Annotated in this window: 20 protein-coding genes; 6 read left to right on the top strand and 14 right to left on the bottom strand. The window is 70.2% G+C overall.

Going from position 1 to position 15,805, the window contains the following annotated elements; all coding sequences use genetic code 11:
* Positions 1-181: 181 nt before the first annotated feature.
* A complete protein-coding gene (locus tag ACFZDC_RS25020; protein WP_391327235.1) occupies positions 182-655 on the bottom strand; it encodes a phosphatase PAP2 family protein in 474 nt (157 codons plus the stop codon).
* A gap of 211 nt (positions 656-866) precedes the next feature.
* Complete coding sequence (locus ACFZDC_RS25015) at positions 867-1,931, bottom strand: YhjD/YihY/BrkB family envelope integrity protein (protein ID WP_391327233.1); 1,065 nt, start codon at positions 1,929-1,931, stop codon at positions 867-869.
* Positions 1,932-2,408: 477 nt separating this feature from the next.
* Here ACFZDC_RS25015 and ACFZDC_RS25010 point away from each other — a divergent pair, with 477 nt between their 5' ends.
* Positions 2,409-2,882 (top strand): ATP-binding protein, encoded by a 474-nt coding sequence (locus tag ACFZDC_RS25010; RefSeq protein ID WP_391327231.1) that lies wholly within the window; start codon positions 2,409-2,411, stop codon positions 2,880-2,882.
* Here the strand turns inward: ACFZDC_RS25010 and ACFZDC_RS25005 are convergent, their stop codons facing one another.
* The 10 genes from ACFZDC_RS25005 to ACFZDC_RS24960 all read right to left on the bottom strand — a co-directional run bounded on the left by ACFZDC_RS25005 (position 2,883) and on the right by ACFZDC_RS24960 (position 9,280).
* Positions 2,883-3,128 carry a DUF664 domain-containing protein gene (locus ACFZDC_RS25005; protein WP_391327229.1) on the bottom strand — a complete coding sequence of 82 codons (246 nt, stop codon included), beginning with the start codon at positions 3,126-3,128 and terminating at the stop codon, positions 2,883-2,885.
* Positions 3,107-3,466 (bottom strand): anti-sigma factor antagonist, encoded by a 360-nt coding sequence (locus ACFZDC_RS25000; RefSeq protein WP_391327228.1) that lies wholly within the window; start codon positions 3,464-3,466, stop codon positions 3,107-3,109. Before ACFZDC_RS25000 ends, ACFZDC_RS25005 begins: the two co-directional genes overlap by 22 nt.
* Positions 3,463-4,737 carry a SpoIIE family protein phosphatase gene (locus ACFZDC_RS24995; protein WP_391327340.1) on the bottom strand — a complete coding sequence of 425 codons (1,275 nt, stop codon included), beginning with the start codon at positions 4,735-4,737 and terminating at the stop codon, positions 3,463-3,465. The genes ACFZDC_RS25000 and ACFZDC_RS24995 overlap by 4 nt, the downstream gene beginning before the upstream one ends.
* A complete protein-coding gene (locus tag ACFZDC_RS24990) occupies positions 4,737-5,546 on the bottom strand; it encodes an alpha/beta fold hydrolase (protein ID WP_391327227.1) in 810 nt (269 codons plus the stop codon). Before ACFZDC_RS24990 ends, ACFZDC_RS24995 begins: the two co-directional genes overlap by 1 nt.
* Before the next feature lie 249 nt (positions 5,547-5,795).
* Positions 5,796-6,461 (bottom strand): ANTAR domain-containing protein, encoded by a 666-nt coding sequence (locus tag ACFZDC_RS24985; RefSeq protein ID WP_391327338.1) that lies wholly within the window; start codon positions 6,459-6,461, stop codon positions 5,796-5,798.
* Positions 6,462-6,755: 294 nt separating this feature from the next.
* On the bottom strand, positions 6,756-7,370 hold the full coding sequence (locus ACFZDC_RS24980; protein ID WP_391327225.1) for an alkaline shock response membrane anchor protein AmaP: 615 nt from the start codon (positions 7,368-7,370) through the stop codon (positions 6,756-6,758).
* 29 nt (positions 7,371-7,399) lie between these two features.
* A complete protein-coding gene (locus ACFZDC_RS24975) occupies positions 7,400-8,098 on the bottom strand; it encodes a DUF6286 domain-containing protein (protein WP_391327224.1) in 699 nt (232 codons plus the stop codon).
* A gap of 45 nt (positions 8,099-8,143) precedes the next feature.
* Complete coding sequence (locus tag ACFZDC_RS24970; RefSeq protein ID WP_391327222.1) at positions 8,144-8,560, bottom strand: Asp23/Gls24 family envelope stress response protein; 417 nt, start codon at positions 8,558-8,560, stop codon at positions 8,144-8,146.
* Entirely contained in the window at positions 8,557-8,718 is a 162-nt protein-coding gene (locus tag ACFZDC_RS24965) for a hypothetical protein (protein WP_391327220.1), read from the bottom strand. Before ACFZDC_RS24965 ends, ACFZDC_RS24970 begins: the two co-directional genes overlap by 4 nt.
* A gap of 79 nt (positions 8,719-8,797) precedes the next feature.
* Entirely contained in the window at positions 8,798-9,280 is a 483-nt protein-coding gene (locus ACFZDC_RS24960; RefSeq protein ID WP_391327218.1) for an Asp23/Gls24 family envelope stress response protein, read from the bottom strand.
* A 201-nt stretch (positions 9,281-9,481) separates the two neighbouring features.
* Here ACFZDC_RS24960 and ACFZDC_RS24955 point away from each other — a divergent pair, with 201 nt between their 5' ends.
* From ACFZDC_RS24955 to ACFZDC_RS24940, 4 genes are all read left to right on the top strand, one after another.
* Positions 9,482-10,063: a sigma-70 family RNA polymerase sigma factor gene (locus ACFZDC_RS24955; RefSeq protein WP_391327216.1), complete on the top strand. Its 582-nt coding sequence runs from the start codon at positions 9,482-9,484 to the stop codon at positions 10,061-10,063.
* Positions 10,054-10,671 carry a hypothetical protein gene (locus tag ACFZDC_RS24950; RefSeq protein ID WP_391327215.1) on the top strand — a complete coding sequence of 206 codons (618 nt, stop codon included), beginning with the start codon at positions 10,054-10,056 and terminating at the stop codon, positions 10,669-10,671. The genes ACFZDC_RS24955 and ACFZDC_RS24950 overlap by 10 nt, the downstream gene beginning before the upstream one ends.
* Positions 10,668-11,057, top strand: a complete 390-nt coding sequence (locus tag ACFZDC_RS24945; protein ID WP_391327213.1) for a hypothetical protein — start codon at positions 10,668-10,670, stop codon at positions 11,055-11,057. Before ACFZDC_RS24950 ends, ACFZDC_RS24945 begins: the two co-directional genes overlap by 4 nt.
* 197 nt (positions 11,058-11,254) lie before the next feature.
* Complete coding sequence (locus ACFZDC_RS24940; RefSeq protein ID WP_391327211.1) at positions 11,255-11,788, top strand: tryptophan-rich sensory protein; 534 nt, start codon at positions 11,255-11,257, stop codon at positions 11,786-11,788.
* A gap of 144 nt (positions 11,789-11,932) precedes the next feature.
* On the opposite strand, the gene ACFZDC_RS24935 is transcribed toward ACFZDC_RS24940, so the two are convergent.
* Positions 11,933-13,111: a SpoIIE family protein phosphatase gene (locus tag ACFZDC_RS24935; RefSeq protein WP_391327336.1), complete on the bottom strand. Its 1,179-nt coding sequence runs from the start codon at positions 13,109-13,111 to the stop codon at positions 11,933-11,935.
* Positions 13,112-14,197: 1,086 nt separating this feature from the next.
* Between ACFZDC_RS24935 and ACFZDC_RS24930 the strand changes: the two genes are divergently transcribed.
* Positions 14,198-14,542 (top strand): MerR family transcriptional regulator, encoded by a 345-nt coding sequence (locus ACFZDC_RS24930; protein ID WP_391327209.1) that lies wholly within the window; start codon positions 14,198-14,200, stop codon positions 14,540-14,542.
* Positions 14,543-14,794: 252 nt separating this feature from the next.
* Here the strand turns inward: ACFZDC_RS24930 and denD are convergent, their stop codons facing one another.
* Positions 14,795-15,805, bottom strand: a complete 1,011-nt coding sequence (denD, locus tag ACFZDC_RS24925) for a D-erythronate dehydrogenase (protein WP_391327207.1) — start codon at positions 15,803-15,805, stop codon at positions 14,795-14,797.

Below are 15,805 nucleotides of genomic sequence, written 5' to 3'. Positions count from 1 at the left end.
ACTCGTTTGTTCCGGCAGGAAGGCGCCGCAGCGCCATCCAGTGAGCGCGCGAGTACCCCGATCAGACCAATTCAGGGCACCAAGTTCAGCGAGCTTCCTCCCGGAAAGGGTGCACTGCCTGCGCGGCGCGGCTGAGCGGCGTCGGCGCGTGCGCTGTGCTCCGCGTGGCTTTCGGGCGCGGCTACGGCAGCCGCCGCAGCGCCAAGCGGGGGGCGTACCGGACGAGCCAGGCGCTGAGCAGGCCGATCACGGCGCCTGCGGCGACGTCGCTGGGGTAGTGGGCACCGCTTTGCACGCGCTCGATCGCCACCATGGCGGCCGGGACCGCACACAGGAGGCCCGCCAGAGGCCGGGTGGGCAGGACGGCGGCGGTGAACGCCGCGGCGGCCGCGGTGTGCCCGGAGGGAAACGACGACGACTCGGGGCGGTCGTCGACCTCGTCGTGCGGGATCCACTCCTTGGGCGGCCGGGGCCGGTCGACCAGATGCTTGACCAGCCCGTTGGACACCAACTGTGCCAGCATCAACGCCGCCAGGCCCGCCCCGGCGGCACGTCGCCCGCGCCGGCCCGCGGCCGAGGCCATCAGCACGGACGCGCCGCACCACAGCTTGGCGCTCTCCGCACACTCCTCCACCGCCGAAAGCACCCGGTGCACGCCCGGTACGGTGCAGGCCGCCATCCGTTGGGTCAGCCGCCGATCAGTCTCACGAAACACCGTCAGCAATCTCATGATGTGCAGGTATCCCCGCGATCACCAGACCATGCCCCGCAACGAGCACGCCAGGCATGCGGCATGGGCGGCCATCGAGGCCGTACGTGCCCGGCCGGCTCAGCAGTGCGGGCGCCGCCCGGGCCCGTACGGCCCGTCAGACGTCGTCCAGGCGGCGTACATCCTCCTCGTCCCACGTCCGGGTGTCGCGGGGCTGGGTGTAGGGCTCGGCCTCAGGCGGATGCCCGCCGGCGATGGCGCGCTGCCGCACGCTCTCCGCGTCGAACTCAAGGCCGAGCAGGATCGCCAGGTTGCTGATCCACAGCCAGACGAGGAAGACGATGACCCCGGCCATCGTGCCGTAGGTCTTGTTGTAGGAGGCGAAGTTGGCGACGTAGAACGCGAACCCGGCGGAGGCGGCCAACCAGATCACCAGTGCCAGGAAGCTGCCCGGGGTGACCCACCTGAAGCCCTTGACCTTGGCGTTCGGGGTCGCCCAGTACAGGATCGCGATCATGACCGTGACCAGCAGGACCAGAACCGGCCACTTCGCGATCGACCACACCGTCAGCGCGGCGTCCCCGATGCCGAGCGCCTGTCCGGCCTGACGGGCCAGGCCGCCGGTGAAGACGACGATCAGCGCGCTGGCCACCGCCAGCACCATCAGCACCACCGTCACTCCGAGGCGCACCGGGAGGATTTTCCACACCGGCCGGCCCTCCGGCATGTCGTAGACGGCGTTCGCGGCACGGATGAAAGCCGCTACGTACCCGGACGCCGACCACACCGCGAGCCCGATGCCGACCACGGCCATCACGGAGCCCGTCCCGGCGTTGTGCTGCAACTGTTCCACGGCCCGGGTGATGATGTCCCGCGCGGAGCCGGGGGCCAGTTGCTTGAGATTGGCCAGCATCTTGTCGGTCGCTGACTTACCGGTGATGCCCAGCAGCGACACCAGCACCAGCAGGGCGGGGAACAGGGACAGTACCCCGTAGTAAGTCAGCGCTGCGGCCCGGTCGGTCAGCTCATCGTCCTTGAACTCCTTCAGGCTCCCCCTGAGCACCGCGCCCCAGGCCTGCTTCGGCAGCTTCGTCGGTGCGTGGGGCGCCGCCTGCTCGACCTGCTGGTCCGGCCCGGCCTCCTGTGGTGTCGGCACGCGGGACGCCGGGTCCTGATCACTGCCGTGATGATCCTTGTATCCTGGAAGATGCAGCTTCGCCATACCGTGGCGGGTATCCGCGCAGCGCCCGCTCAAAAGCCGGGCGGGCCGCCAGTGTTCCTCGCGGCGACTTTCATCGCGCCCTGACGGGCACCGTTGGCCTTCCCGCAGAAGACGGCCACGGACGCGGCGCAGTGTCGAGGAAGGGACGCTCCGTCGTGATCGCTCCTGGCGGTCTTGCCGCTGCCCGGGCTCGGGGCGCTGTTGCTGGTGACGGCCCGCGCCGAGGACTGGCTGACCGCAGCGAGCCCCCTCCCGCGGCGCGGGCGTGAGCGCCGCCCTCTGGAGCTGATCCCCGACAAAGCACTCAAAGCGCCCTTCCGGTCGGCCACCGAGCCGCCCGCGCGAAGCAAGGAAGCGTCCCGGTCACAGGCACCTCGTCCTGCGGCCGACGGCCTGCTGTCTGAGCGCGTGCGGTGGTTTTTAGGGGGTAAACGGATGCGCGTGAGGCATGGCTGCTTGGGAAACAAGGCGGACCGTATGGACCAGACGGCGGACGATGATGACCGGACGTCGCTGGTCGGCGAGTTGATAACGGTTTCCGAGGCATTCGAGGGCAGCGAAGAGATCGCTACCGCTCGTGATCTGGCCCGGTCCTTCCTGACGGACGTACAGGCCGTTCACGGGCTTCCCGTGTCCAGCCGTGCGATGGGCATGGTGCAGCTCGTGGTGAGCGAACTGGTGACCAACGCCCGCAAATACGCGCCCGGGCCGTGTCTGCTGACGCTGGAGGTCCAGGGCGGTGCCGTCGAGGTGACCGTGTGGGACAGCAGCACGGCCCTGCCCGCGATCCTGGCGCCCGATCCAGGTCGGGTCGGCCAGCACGGGTTGGAGATCGTGATGGCCGTGTGCCAGAGCTTTCAGGTGAACCGGGAACCGGTGGGCAAGCGGATCACCGCTGCCGTCGTGCTGGCCGACGATCCGGGCGGGGACGTGGCCGGCCGCCAGTTGTGATCACCCGTGGCGCTGCGTCATGAGGGAGAACCCGGCGAACCCCATCCGGTCACGGATCCAGCCGGTGTGGGGGTTGGCGTCGAGCCAGGTGGTGCCGTCGATCAGTTCGCGCGCCGCGTCCAGGTGGCCGCTGTGGCAGGCGACTTCGATGAGCACGTGGATCAGGATGTGCCGCACGTCAGGCAATCGCCGGGTGGGCCGGATCTCCATGGGCCAGGAGCGGGTCAGCCGGTGGTGGGGTGCCAAGCGGTTTCGGCGTCCTGGACGGTCAGGTAGCTGGGGAAGACCTGCTCCAGCCCGACGAGGCGGAAGATCCGGCTGACCCGGTGGGGCACCGCGGCCAGGGCGATACTCGCGTCGGCTGCCAGGGCGTGGTTGCGAGCGGCGATCAGCACGGTGATGCCGCTGGAGTCGCAGAAGGTGAGGCCGCCGAGGTCGAGGACGAGCTGCTGACCCGCACGCAGGCCGAGCCCGGGCAGCGCTTCGCGGACTTCGTTGGCGGTGTGGTGGTCCAGTTCCCCCGCGAGTTCGATGACTGCTCCGGCGGGGATGGTGCGGGCGTGGAGGGTCAGGTGCTGGGTCACTTCTGCTCTTCACTGGGGAGTCGGGGCACGTGGATGGCCAGGATGGCGGTGTCGTCGTCCACGCCGGTGCCGAAGCCGTCCAGCAGGTCGCGGATCGCGCGGATGGTGGCCGATGCCGTGGTGGGTGCGAGGGCGCGGCAGAAGTCGAGGAGGGCGTCGTCGCCGTAGCGTTCCAGGCCGCCGACGGCCGCGTTGATGTGGGCTTCGGTGAGGCCGTCGGTGTGCAGGAGCAAGGTGTCGCCGGGGACCAGGTGGAGGGTGGTGGTGGCGATGTCGGGGTCGGGCAGGACGCCGATGAGCTGTCCGCCGGGGGTGGGCAGGTAGTCGGCGGTGCCATCGGCGCGCATCAGCAGGGCGGGCGGGTGGCCGCCGCTGGCCAGGGTGATGTGGAAGCCGCCCCGGGCAAGGTCGGGGGTGAGCAGGCCGAAGATGACGGTGCAGAAACGGGGGTCGGTACCGTTGTACTCGTGGTTGAGGACTGTGTTGAGGTTGCCGAGGACGGCGGCCGGGTCGGGGTCGTAGACGGCGGCGGCGCGCAGGGTGTAGCGGGTCAAGGAGGTGACGGCCGCGGCGGCGGCGCCCTTGCCGCACACGTCGCCCAGGAACAGGCCCCAGGTGCCGGCTGCCAGAGGGAAGAGGTCGTAGAAGTCGCCGCCGACCTCGTCGATGGAGGCGATGTGGTAGTACGCCGAGACATCCAGGCCGGGCACGTTCACCAGCGCCGGCGGCAGCAGAGTCCGCTGCAGGGTGGTGGCCAGTTGCTCGAGGCGCTCGCGCTCGTGGTCGGCTTCCTGGCGGGCGCGCAGCAGTTCCGTTTCGTAGGCGCGGCGGTCGCGGGCGTCGAAGACGGTGGTGCGGATCAGCAGCGGCTGCCCGTCACTGCCCGTCTTCACCGTCGAGGTGACCAGCACCGGCAAGCGCGAGCCGTCGGCGGCCTTCAGCTCCAGGGCGATACCGCTGACCTCGCCCTGCATCCGCAGCAGCGGGGCGAAGTGAGTCTCGTGGTAGAGCCGGCCGCCCACCGTGAGCAGCTCGGAAAAGTGCTTGCGGCCCACCAGGTCGTCCCGCTGGTAGCCGAGCCAGTCCAGCAATGTGGCGTTGGCCTTGACGATCTGTCCGTCCAGCAGCGTGGACAGATAGCCGCAAGGCGCGTGCTCGTACAGGTCTTCGGCGCTGTCCTCCAGCAGCGCGGTGAACTGCGCCCGCTCATCGGGCGTTTCTTCGCCTCGTTCCGGGTCCGCGCCGTCCTCCTCGTCGCTGGTTCCGCACATCATCGGGCGGCTCCCGCGAATGCGGCGATGACCGCGGTGGTCTCCTCGGGGGCGGCGAGCTGGGGGCAGTGCCCGGTGGCGTTCAGCGTGACCAGTCGACTGTCCGGGATCTGCGCGTGGACGAACGCGCCCACCTCGGCCGGGGCGATCGCATCGGTGGAGCACTGGGCGACCAGTGTGGGCACACCCACCTTGGCGAGGTCGGTACGGTTGTCGGACAGGAACGTCACCCGGGCGAAGACGCGGGCGATGTCGGGGTCGGTACGGCAGAAGCTGTTGGTCAGCTCCTCGCCCAGCTCCGGCCGGTCCGGGTTGCCCATGATGACCGGTGCCATCGCGCCGGACCAGCCCAGGTAGTTCGCCTCCAGCGACTCCAGTAGCTCTTGGATGTCGTCGGCGCTGAACCCGCCCCGATAGCCAGCCGCCGGATCGTCGATGAAACAGGGCGAAGGAGCGAGCAGCACCAGCCCGGCGAACACCTCGGGCTCCCGCGCGGCGGCCAGCACGCCCATCATGGCGCTCACCGAATGCCCCACGAACGTCACCGGTCCGAGCGCCAGCTCGCGGCACAGCTCCAGCACGTCCTCGACGTACCCGTCCATGGACGAGTACCGCTGCGGGCTCCACGCCGACAGATCCGACTTCCCGGCACCTACGTGATCGAAAAGGACGACGGTGAAGTCCTGCTCCAGGGCCGGCACCACGAGACGCCACAAATTCTGGTCACACCCGAACCCGTGCGCCAGCATCACCACCGGCGCACCGGGCCGCCCGGTCACTCGCACATGGTTCCTGCTGCGCGCATCCATACGGCCCATCCTCCCAGACAGGACGGCGAAACCCCGGCCCGTCCGGCCGAAGGGACAAACCGGCGAAAGCGTTGATCACTTCCGCGAGCCCGGCGCACTGCCCAAACCGTCGTCTTCGGGAGGCCCGCCCACGACCCCTTCACTCCGGCCAAGGGACATGGGCGAAACCGGCCGCCGGGGCTCGGCAGCCCGGCCACACCGAAATGACGGGGTGACCCGCACGGACACGGCGAGCGGGAGAACCCACGATCAGGTCGGGCCGGCACCTTCGGCCCGTACCTTATGGGCCACGTCGCGCAGCTTGACGTTGTGGTGCTGGGAGATGCGGCGCAGCACGTTGAAAGCGTCGTCCTCGCTCAGCCGGTGGCGCTCTCTCAGGATGCCGATGGCCTCACCGATGGCGTGCCGCGTCTCCATGGCGTGCTCGAGCTGATCGATGGTGCGGGCGCTGGCCAGAGCGACCGCGGCGTGCGAGGCCAGCAGCCAGCCCGCGGTCTCGATGTCCTTGCCGAAGGCTCCCGGGCGGCGGGCGTACAGATTCAATGCGCCGAAGTCCTCATCGTCGGTGTAGAGCAGCACGCCGGTCATGCTGCCGATGCCCAGCTTTCTGGCCTCGGCGGCGTAACGCTCCCAGTCCGGCTGAGGCTGGGTCATGTCCGCGATCCGGAACACCCGCTCGCCGTCGGGGCGGCGGGCAATGTCGAAGCAGGGCCCCTCACACAGCTCACCCTGCAGGCGGTCGGACTCCTGGACCATGTCCCCGCAGGCGGCCAGCGTCACCGCCCGGCCCTTACGCACCGCGAGGATCCCGGCCGCGTCACACCCCTCCACCAGCTGCACCGCCGACTCCACGATCTTGTCCAGCGTCCCCTGGACCGAGTCCTGGGCCAGCAGCTCCCGCGCGAGCAGAGCCATCCGCTCGGCGTACTCACGCCACTCCACCGCCACCACCCGTCTCCAGCCAATTCAGGACAGTACCGCCGGCCTGCCCCCACACACGTCTGCCGCCGCGACCAGGACATGCCGAAGGGTTCTGGCCGGGACGGCCCTCGCCTTTCGGCCCGGGGTGGTCGGCGTGTTTGGTCCGGCCGCGTGCCCGCAGTGTTGCACGTTCGAGCAGGGCGGGTTCGCTGAAGCGGCTGGACATCTCGTTCCGGGTGCCGGCGGTGGTGGGGCCCGTGGGGGAGCTTCGGGGAGGCATAGCGGGATCTACTCGGCTCGTTGCGGCTTGTGACGGGCGACGCGCAGGCGCACCTCGGTCGGGATCCGGCCCGCGCCGGTGGAGCTGAGCGCGTTGCGCAGCGGGCCGTCGCACACCTGCTGGAGTGCGTGACCGGGCGCACCGTGCGGGGTGAGGGTGAGGTCGACGCGGTTGTGGGGGTGCTGTGGCCTTCCGATCATGCGGGCTTGTGCCTTCTGGACGTCGGGCAGGTTGCGGATCTCGGCCGTGATCGCGTCGCTGAGGGCACGGTCGCGCAGGTCCACTCCCTCTGTCGGGGGTGTGCCGCCGACGGGCATGGCGCCGGGGTGTGGACGGCGCAGCTGGGCGACAAGCCACCACAGGGCGAGTGCGGTGATGATCGTCAAAGCGGCGATGACCGCGGGCCACCACCAGCCCTGGCTGCTCCAGCGGGCCCGGTCGGCGGCGCTGAGCAGGACCTGGTGGGGTGACGTCAGGGGCCAGCCGGCGGGTGGTGTCAGGCGCCACCGCCGGTAGAGGTCGAGGCCGGCGAAGAGAATCACGAGGCCTCCGCCCAGGAGTACCAGGCCGATCACGGCCAGCAGGGTTCTGTTGATTCCAGTGAGCGCGGATTGCGACTTCATCGCTTGGCTCCGGTGCGCCGGGACGTCGGTCAGGTGGTGCGCTGCCGCACACGTACGGCAAGTCGCGGGGAGGGGGCCAGGGCGAGCCGGTCGCGTTCCTCTCGCAGAACGGTGACGAGGTCGTCGTGGACCTGGTGCGGATCGCGGAAGCGGACGTCAGCCCGGGCCTTGATGCGCCGGCGGCGCACCCGGATCCGCGCCCCACCGACACCGGGCACCCGCATCGCGGCGTCGCGCAGCAAGACGGCGGCGCCGCTGCGGTCCAGGGTGGCCCGCAGTTGCCGAGGGGGGCAGTTGCCGGGCGGTCGTAGGGCCAGCGCGCGGCGCAGACCGGGAGTGAGTGCCAGGACGACCAACCCCAGCCCGAGTGCGGCGGCGACGGCGGCCCCCGTGAGTATCCACACGTCGCCGACCGGGCGGGAGGCGAGCTCGTCTGCCAGGGTGCTGCGCCATAGTGCCGCGTGGTGTCCCACACGTACCGCGACGGCGTCCCACAGCGCGGCGCCCGCGGCGGCCGTCAGCACCAGGGCGGCCAGCGCCGCCGAGGTGCGCCGCACCGACCACGGGCGGTGTGTCGTACGGCGGCCGCGGACGCCCGTCGCGGGATCCGCCATGTCCGGGCCGCGTGGGGGCGGGCCGACCCCATGCTTCTTGGTCAGGGCCACCGCGTCGTGCTGCGAGTGCGCCGCCGCGTCGGGGCCGGCGGCGGGTCCCGGGTCAGAGGTCATTCCGGTCTCCCTTCCGGTACGAGCCCGGGCCGGGTCACTGCCGGGTCACTGGACCCTGCCTCGTGCGGAGCCGGCTTTGGGTACCAGACGCCGGATGGTCACGGTGACCTCGGTGACGGGCAGACCGGTCAGTTCGGTCACCCGCTCGGCCACGTCACGCTGGAGACCCAGCGTCACGTCCGGGATGTCGGTGGGATAGGGCAGATCCAGGGCCAGGTGCAGACGCGTGCTTCCGCCGCGCGTGGCCGCTGAGGCGTCGGGCGGAGCGACGGCCCCCGGGTGTCCTCGTCGTGGCACGGCGACCCGTTGTGCCAGGGCCGTGCGGGCCACCCGGGCGGTGATGCGGGCAACGACCCGGTCGGGGATGACGGTCGCGCCGCGTTCCGCCGGCGGCGGAAGGTGCTCCACTCCGCCCGCATGGCCCGGAACCTCCGCGGGGGCACCGGCGGGATGTGCGTTCACCGCTGCCGTCGCAGGTCGATGTCGCCCCGCAGGACGAGACCGACCACCAGCCCGATGCCTCCCAGGACGGCTACCAGGAGAAATGCCCAGAAGCCGCCGAAGTAGGCGGCGAAACCAAGCGCTATCCCGGCTGCCAGTCCCGCAATCGCTGTGTCCATCGCTCATTCACCCGTCTCGCGCCTGATCTGCTCGGCCTTCCGTGCCGCCGCACTGGGTGTGCGGCGGCGACCCGGGAGCTCAGCTGACGCGGCCCTCTTCGGCTTCGGACTCTTCCTCGGGCAGGTACACGTCATCGATCGTCAGATTCACCTCGACGACCTCGAGGCCTGTCATCCGCTCGACGGCGGCGATGACGTTACTGCGTACATCACCGGCGACGTCGACGATGGATACGCCGTAGTCGACGACGACGACCAGGTCCGCGGCGGCCTGGCGTTCCCCGACCTCGACCTTGACCCCGCGGGTGACTCCGGTCCCGCCGCCGGGGACGCGTCCCCGTACGGCTCCCAGGGCCCGCGCAACGCCTGCGCCAAGGTTGTGGACGCCAGGTACCTCCCGGGCAGCCATGCCCACGATCTTCGCCACCACGGTGCCCGCGATAGTGGTCTTCCCCCGGCTCTCAGCGGGGGCATCGACGCCGCTGCGGCCCGGCAACGTCGTGCCGGCCCCGGCGGACGTCACGTCGTGGCCGACACCGCTTCGGTTGGTGGTCTCCGTCATGACAGTCGCCTCGATCATCCTCGGGACATCGGAGTGATGCCCGTCGCACGTTGGACACCTTTCCCGGCACAGCCTCACGCCCTTTTCGTGTGATTTGAGTCACATACACCTGGTATGGGTAAGAGGGTGACGAGACCAGATATGGCGTCCCCGCATGCCAGGGAATCGCCCGAAACCGGCACCCCAAGCCGGGAGCCGACGATGACGCTGACGCAGCAGGCCGGACCCGCCACACGGGAGCCCGCCCTCCCTGATGCCCTCCTGGCGGTGCGAGCCGGCGAAGGCGATGAGGATGCCTTCGCCGATTTGGTGCGCCGCCACAGCCGCAGTCTCCTTCTCCTCGCCACCCACATGCTCGGCGACACCCGGGACGCCGAAGAAGCCGTCCAGGACGCCTTCGTCAGTGCATGGCGACGACTCCCGGAATTCCGCCACAGCGCGGCATTCACCACCTGGATGTACCGGATCACCGTCAACCGCTGCCTCAACGCCCGCCGCCACCGGCTGCCGCCCCTTCCGCTGGACGCGGTGCCCGACCCCGCCGCGGACGAACCGCGCAGCTCACCCAGCAGGACCGCCGAACAGAACGCTGCCACGGCTGCCCTCGCCACTGCACTCGGCGATCTCGACGCCGATCAGCGGGTCTGCTGGCTCCTCCGGGAGGTGCAGGGACTCCCCTACGCAGAGATCGCCCACGTGACAGGTACCAGTGAGGAGACCGTGCGCGGCAGACTGTTCCGAGCACGCCGGTCCCTGAAAGAGGCGATGGCCCCATGGCGCTAGAGGATCAGCACCCGCAAGGCCGACACAGCCGCCCGCCCGACTTGGCCCCCCTGGCCGGGGACGAGCTGCTGCCCTGCGGCCGCCCACTCAGCCACGCCTGGGAACAGGCGCGGGACACCGCGCCCGGGCCCGATCCGCACACCGCCGCCTGCCCTCACTGCCGCGAGGCCGCCGAGGGACTGACCGCGCTGGACGAAGCCACGCTGGCACTACGCGCTCAGGAACCCGCTGGAGTCGGCGCGCTCGCGAACCGCGTCATGGACATCGTCCGGTCCGAGGTCCGGCTCGGCCACACGCTTCCGCTGGACGACCCCGCGCTGGATCTGCGGATCTCCGAGCACGCCGCGGCCAAAGTGCTGCGGCAGGCCGCCGACACAGTGCCCGGGACGAAGGCCGCAAGCTGCCGTCTGGCTCCCGCGCAGGACGGCACCAGCGTCCACGTGGCCATGACCGTCGCCGTGGCCCTCGACCAACCACTGCCCATCAGGGCCCAGGAAGTACGCCGATCGGTCATCGACGTGGCCGACCGGGGCCTGGGACTGGCCCTGACAGAGGTCGACCTCACGGTGGTCGACCTCCTGCCCCCCGAGCGCGGCGGTGCGCGATGACCTCCCCCGCCTCCCTGATCCTCCGCAGTGCCGCGGCTCAAGCCGCTCTCACCGTCCCCGGCGTGGCCGGCCTGCAGCCCGGACTGGCCCACCGGCTCGCACGAGCCGCCGCCCATACCTGGTCACAGACAGCAGCCAGGCCCACCCCGCCCGAGGCCGACGTCCGAGCGGACCGGTCACCCGACGGCAGCGGCTGGCACGTAGACATACGCTGCATCCTCTACGAAGGCCACCGAGCACTGGACGTGGCCCGGGAAGTCCGCTCCCGAGTCCACAGCGCCGCCCAGGCCCACCTCAGCGAAGAGCGCCTGACGGGCCCCATCACCGTGACCGTGACCGTCACCGGGGTCATCGCCGAAGCTCCGGGCCCCGTGGGTGCACTTTGAAAATCCACTGCCTGCCGAGTGCCGGAAACACGCGGGCCGACACAGGGCCACTTCCGGGTGAGCTTCCGGATATGCATCCGTGCCGCGAAGCCTGCGACAGAGCAGGCAAGGGGGCCTGAGTGCGTTCGTGGCCGAGACCGGGACCATCTGTCGCAGCGTCCGGCACCTGGTACGGACTGCGCCACCGTGGAAGTCCTATGAGCATGAGGCTGATCAGCGAGCGCCAAGACAGAAAGCGGGAGCTGGGACCGTGGCTGCGCTACGGCGCCAGCAGCGCGGCGGTGACCGCCGCTGCCCTGGCGGGTGCGAGCGCCGTCGACGCCGACAGTGCTTGGTACAGGTCCCTGCGCAAACCACTCTGGCAGCCGCCGTCCCGGGTGTTCGGCGCCGTATGGACGCCGCTGTACGCGACCATCGCCTACGCCGCCGGCCACGCACTGGGCACGGCCCAAGAGCGGCGCCAGCGCACACGCCTCGCCACCAGCCTGGCCGTCAACCTCACCCTCAACGCAGGATGCAACTGGCTCTTCTTCGGCCTGCGCAGCCCGAAAGCCGGCCTCGCCGGCACTGTGCTCCTCAACCTCAGCAACGCGGAACTCATCCACCGCACCGACCAAACCGACCCGGCGGCAGCGCGCACCCTCCTGCCCTACGCAGCATGGTGCGCCTTCGCCACCGCCCTCAGCCGCGCCATTGCCCGGCAAAACAGCGGGCCCGGCCAGCCGGCATGACCTACCGGGCCTCGTGATGCCCTTCGCAGAGGTTCCTGAACCGCCCGTAGCGGCTGGGGACGTGTACGAACTCGGCCTACAGGAAAAGGCGAGGCTCGGAAGCTACTCGCCGGGAGTCTGGTTTTGTTCAGGAGGACGCCGTGGTCACGGCCACCGCTTCGTGCGGCCGGCTGAGGCCTGCTGAGTGTCCGCGCCGGAGCTGACGTGCCGCTGGGTCTCCTGAGGGCCGTGCCAGTCCAGACACATCACGGTGGCATCGTCCTTGAGCTGGCCGTCGGCGGCGTCCAGGACCGCGGACGTCAGCGTCAGCACGGTCTCCCGCGGATGCAGGTCCCGGGTGCGCTCCAGCAAGGCAGGCAGATCGACCATCTCCCCGTGATGCTCGAGCATGCCGTCGGTCACCATGAGCAGACGGTCACCAGGGCGCAGATCGACGTCCTGAACGCGGTAGGGGTGGGGCACCCGCACGGACAGCCCGAAGGGATGGTCCACCTGGCAAGGGATCACCTCCACCACCCCCTCGCGCATGCGCAGGGGCCAGGGATGACCGGCGTTGACGAGCTGGGCCTGCCCCGTGTGGAGGCTGATGCGCAGCAGCTGCCCGGTGGCGTGGCCGCGGCCGTGGGCGACCAGGGCCTGGTCGGCCAGATGGGCCTGCTCGGCCAGATCCGCTCCGGCTCGGCGGGCGCCGCGCAGGGCGCCCACGAGGACCGTGGCGGCCAAGGCGGCGGCGATGTCATGACCCATGGGATCGGTCACCGACAGGTGCAGCGTGTCGCGGTCCAGGATGTAGTCGAAGGTGTCGCCGCTGAGGTCTTCGCAGGGCTCCATGTGCCCGCACAGTGTGAACTGTGCGGCCTCGCACGACAGTGACGGGGGCAGCAACCGGTACTGGATCTCTGCCGCCAAAGTGGGCGGCCTGGAGCGTTTGCCCCAGGTGTAGAGGTCCGTGAAGCGCCCGTTGGCAATCACAATGTAGGCCAAGGCGTGGGCCGCTTCCCCGACCGCATTGAGTACGTCCTCATCGGGGTCAGCCGGCAGGAGCAGCTCCAGCAGCCCGATGGCGTCCCCCCGATTGGTGACCGGCACGATCACCCGCTGTCCCTGACCGGTCGCCTCCTGATACAGCCGCTGGGTACGGATCACCTGCTCGTAGACGCTACCGAACATAGGGATCCGTTCCGCCTCCCGCCCACCCTCCACCGCCCCGGCGGTGGACAGCCGTGCCACCGCCCTTCCCGTCAGATCCACGATGAGGAAAGAGACCTTCGCAGCCTCGAAGCGCCGCCGCAGGTCCTCCGCGACCACGTCGACAGCGTCCACCGGCGCCGCCCTCTCGACAGCCGTCAGCAGCTGGGAGAGCTCATACTGTTCAGCGCTCACGGCCGCAGCCCCTTCCACACGCCCCTCACCCCAGCTTGAGAACCACCACCGCGAGCGTCAAGGAGAGCCGGAGCGATGCATTGCGGGCGCATGTGCGGCCGCATGTGGACCGCGTGCTCTGTGAGATCGGCCGGTTGCGCGCCCGGACCCCGTCGTGACATGAGGGGCGCTGCCTGAGGTGCCTGGCGATCACACCTGAGGGTTGTCCCCTGTCTCCGGCCGCTCCGACCAGCACGGGCAGCCCTGGGCGGGATGTCGCCGTCGACGTCGTCCGCGATGCCTCTGGCCGCTGGTGCCGTCTCGCGCGCCCGCGCCCGCCCGGGCCTCTCCCCCGCCGACGTCCCCGCTGGCCGCCGCCGCGCCGCAGAGCGTCGGTGGCTAGTACGGAGACCTCAAGAGCCAGGGTCTTCGCCGCCCCGGGTGCCGGAGCCGTTCAGACCATCGACGAAGGCGGGCGACGTCACGCGCGTGAGTGATTCCGGGGCCCTGGACGGTTACGCCGCCCGGCTCAGCGTGGCCCCGGCGGAACGGGGGCTTCAACCTGCGGCGGAACTCTTCCGAGGGTATGTGCGGCAGAACTCAGCGAGTCGGACCTGGAGAAAACCTGTCACGGTCACAGTAGACATTGACTCGTCGCAGGGTTACTGTTTCCCTCGTACCGAGGAAGTCGAAGAAGGTGCGGCAGGTACGAACTGCCGTGCATGCACGTCAAGCAGGACGCAGCCCCACGCGGGCCGCGAGCAGTACCCGCGTTATCCAGCAGTACAACCGAGTAATCGAAGGTAAGGAGCAGAACGCCATCAGGATCGCCCGGGCGAGGAAGAAGTCCGCCCGGGTACCGCAGGCCCCGGATTGGAAGGTGGTCCCCGGTCACGCATCCGCGATCCCCGCAGCCCCGCCCTCCCAGGCGGAACCTGCGGAAACAGAAGGCCGGCGCAGTCAGCCGGTAGATGGTGTTGAAAGCTCGGGGCCCGGGTGCCGCACGGCACCCGGGCCCCCCGACGCGTCCCGTGAAAGAAGAGGTATATGCCCCCTCGCAGTGCCCGCCCCATCACCCCCCTCGATGACGACGACTACCCCGCCTACACCATGGGCCGGGCCGCCGAGATGCTCGGCACCACACCCGCCTTCCTCCGCGCCCTGGGTGAACACCGCCTGATCACTCCCCTGCGCTCCGAAGGCGGCCACCGCCGCTACTCCCGCTACCAGCTGCGCATCGCCGCCCGCGCCCGCGAACTCGTCGACCAGGGCACCCCCATAGAGGCCGCATGCCGCATCGTCATCCTCGAAGACCAACTCGAAGAAGCCCAGCGCATCAACGAGCAACTGCGCGCCCAAAGCCTCGAGTCGCAACCGAAGACCTCAGCCTGATCAGGACGCCGGGCGCCCAGCCGACCGACGACCACCCGCGAACGAGGCCGCAGTCCTGGACTGGGCCCGCGGCTACGCACAGCACGGCATCAACGACCCGCACGCAGCGCCTTCCAGACCTGCCGGCCACTCACCGCCCTCGCCTCCTGACCCAGCACGACACCGAGGATCCCGGGACGCCCGCCGGGCTCCTCCACCAGTCAAGATCAAGTGCTCCCCGCCTGGTCCCCGGGTCCCGAGCCCTGGGTCCGCTCAACGGCTGACACCTCCGGTTCGGCGATCGGTGAGGTAGTCGCGCACGACCGACATGAAGTCCGGGTCGGGCTCCAGACCCAGTGCGGCGGCGCGCCTGTTGTCGAACACGGAGGGCCACGAGCCCACGATGGCCTCGACAGCCGGGTCGGGCCCGATGGTCACCAGGTCGGCGACGGCGTCACCGGCCACTTGCCGCAGTGTGGCGAGCATCTGGGCGACCGACACCGTGAGCGCAGGAAGGTTGACCGGCATCGGGCCGTGAAGCTGCCCGGGCCCGGCACCGCGCTCGACCTCCGCGATGCGGATGAGCCCCTTGACCGTGCGGCGTGGCGAGGCCAGGGCCACCTGCAGGTCGGGGCGCACCGGGCAGGTGACCGGACGTTGCGCGAGGGGTTCGCGGATGATGCCGGACAAGAAGCCGGAGGCGGCCGCGTTCGGTTGGCCCGGCCTGACTGCGACGGTCATCAGGCGGGCGACGCGTCCGTCGAGGAAGCCGTGGCGGGTGTAGTCCGCGATCAGGTGCTCGCAGATGAGCTTCTGTGTTCCGTAACTCGACTGCGGCATGGGCAGGGTCGACTCGCTGACCAGTGGTGGCAGGGGCAGTGCCGGATGGGAGCCGTAGACGGCGAGGCTGCTGGAGAACACCACCCGCGCTCTTGGCCCGCCGGTGGCTGACTGCGCCCGGGCGGCGTCGAGCAGGGCGCGGGTGGTGTCCACGTTGGCGCGCATGCCGAGGTCGACGTCGGCCTCGCACTGGGCCGACACCGCGGCGGCGAGATGGAACAGCACATCGACCGGCTCGGCGAACACCTCGCCGAGCCGGTCGATCACATCGCCGTGCACGACGTCCACGAGCGGGTCGGCCGCCGCTGGGGAATCGGGCTGCACGATGCGATCGGCGAGCACCAGCCGTCTGATCGGTGTGCCACCGAAGGTCCGTGTGCGAAGCAGTGCGTCGGCGAGCCGGCGTCCCACGAAGCCGAACGCGCCCGTGACAACGACCCTCAC

The sequence above is a fragment of the Streptomyces sp. NPDC007905 genome, from assembly GCF_042959345.1.
Lineage (GTDB): Bacteria > Actinomycetota > Actinomycetes > Streptomycetales > Streptomycetaceae > Streptomyces.
This window is presented reverse-complemented; position numbering and strand designations above follow the sequence as displayed.

Coding starts and splice junctions, on each gene's coding strand:
- ACFZDC_RS25015 (WP_391327233.1), bottom strand. CDS start 1,931: ATGGCGAAGCTGCATCTTCCAGGATACAAGGATCATCACGGCAGTGAT.
- ACFZDC_RS25010 (WP_391327231.1), top strand. CDS start 2,409: ATGGACCAGACGGCGGACGATGATGACCGGACGTCGCTGGTCGGCGAG.
- ACFZDC_RS24995 (WP_391327340.1), bottom strand. CDS start 4,737: ATGTGCGGAACCAGCGACGAGGAGGACGGCGCGGACCCGGAACGAGGC.
- ACFZDC_RS24990 (WP_391327227.1), bottom strand. CDS start 5,546: ATGGATGCGCGCAGCAGGAACCATGTGCGAGTGACCGGGCGGCCCGGT.
- ACFZDC_RS24985 (WP_391327338.1), bottom strand. CDS start 6,461: ATGGCTCTGCTCGCGCGGGAGCTGCTGGCCCAGGACTCGGTCCAGGGG.
- ACFZDC_RS24980 (WP_391327225.1), bottom strand. CDS start 7,370: ATGAAGTCGCAATCCGCGCTCACTGGAATCAACAGAACCCTGCTGGCC.
- ACFZDC_RS24975 (WP_391327224.1), bottom strand. CDS start 8,098: ATGACCTCTGACCCGGGACCCGCCGCCGGCCCCGACGCGGCGGCGCAC.
- ACFZDC_RS24965 (WP_391327220.1), bottom strand. CDS start 8,718: ATGGACACAGCGATTGCGGGACTGGCAGCCGGGATAGCGCTTGGTTTC.
- ACFZDC_RS24960 (WP_391327218.1), bottom strand. CDS start 9,280: ATGACGGAGACCACCAACCGAAGCGGTGTCGGCCACGACGTGACGTCC.
- ACFZDC_RS24955 (WP_391327216.1), top strand. CDS start 9,482: ATGACGCTGACGCAGCAGGCCGGACCCGCCACACGGGAGCCCGCCCTC.
- ACFZDC_RS24950 (WP_391327215.1), top strand. CDS start 10,054: ATGGCGCTAGAGGATCAGCACCCGCAAGGCCGACACAGCCGCCCGCCC.
- ACFZDC_RS24945 (WP_391327213.1), top strand. CDS start 10,668: ATGACCTCCCCCGCCTCCCTGATCCTCCGCAGTGCCGCGGCTCAAGCC.
- ACFZDC_RS24940 (WP_391327211.1), top strand. CDS start 11,255: ATGAGCATGAGGCTGATCAGCGAGCGCCAAGACAGAAAGCGGGAGCTG.
- ACFZDC_RS24930 (WP_391327209.1), top strand. CDS start 14,198: ATGCCCCCTCGCAGTGCCCGCCCCATCACCCCCCTCGATGACGACGAC.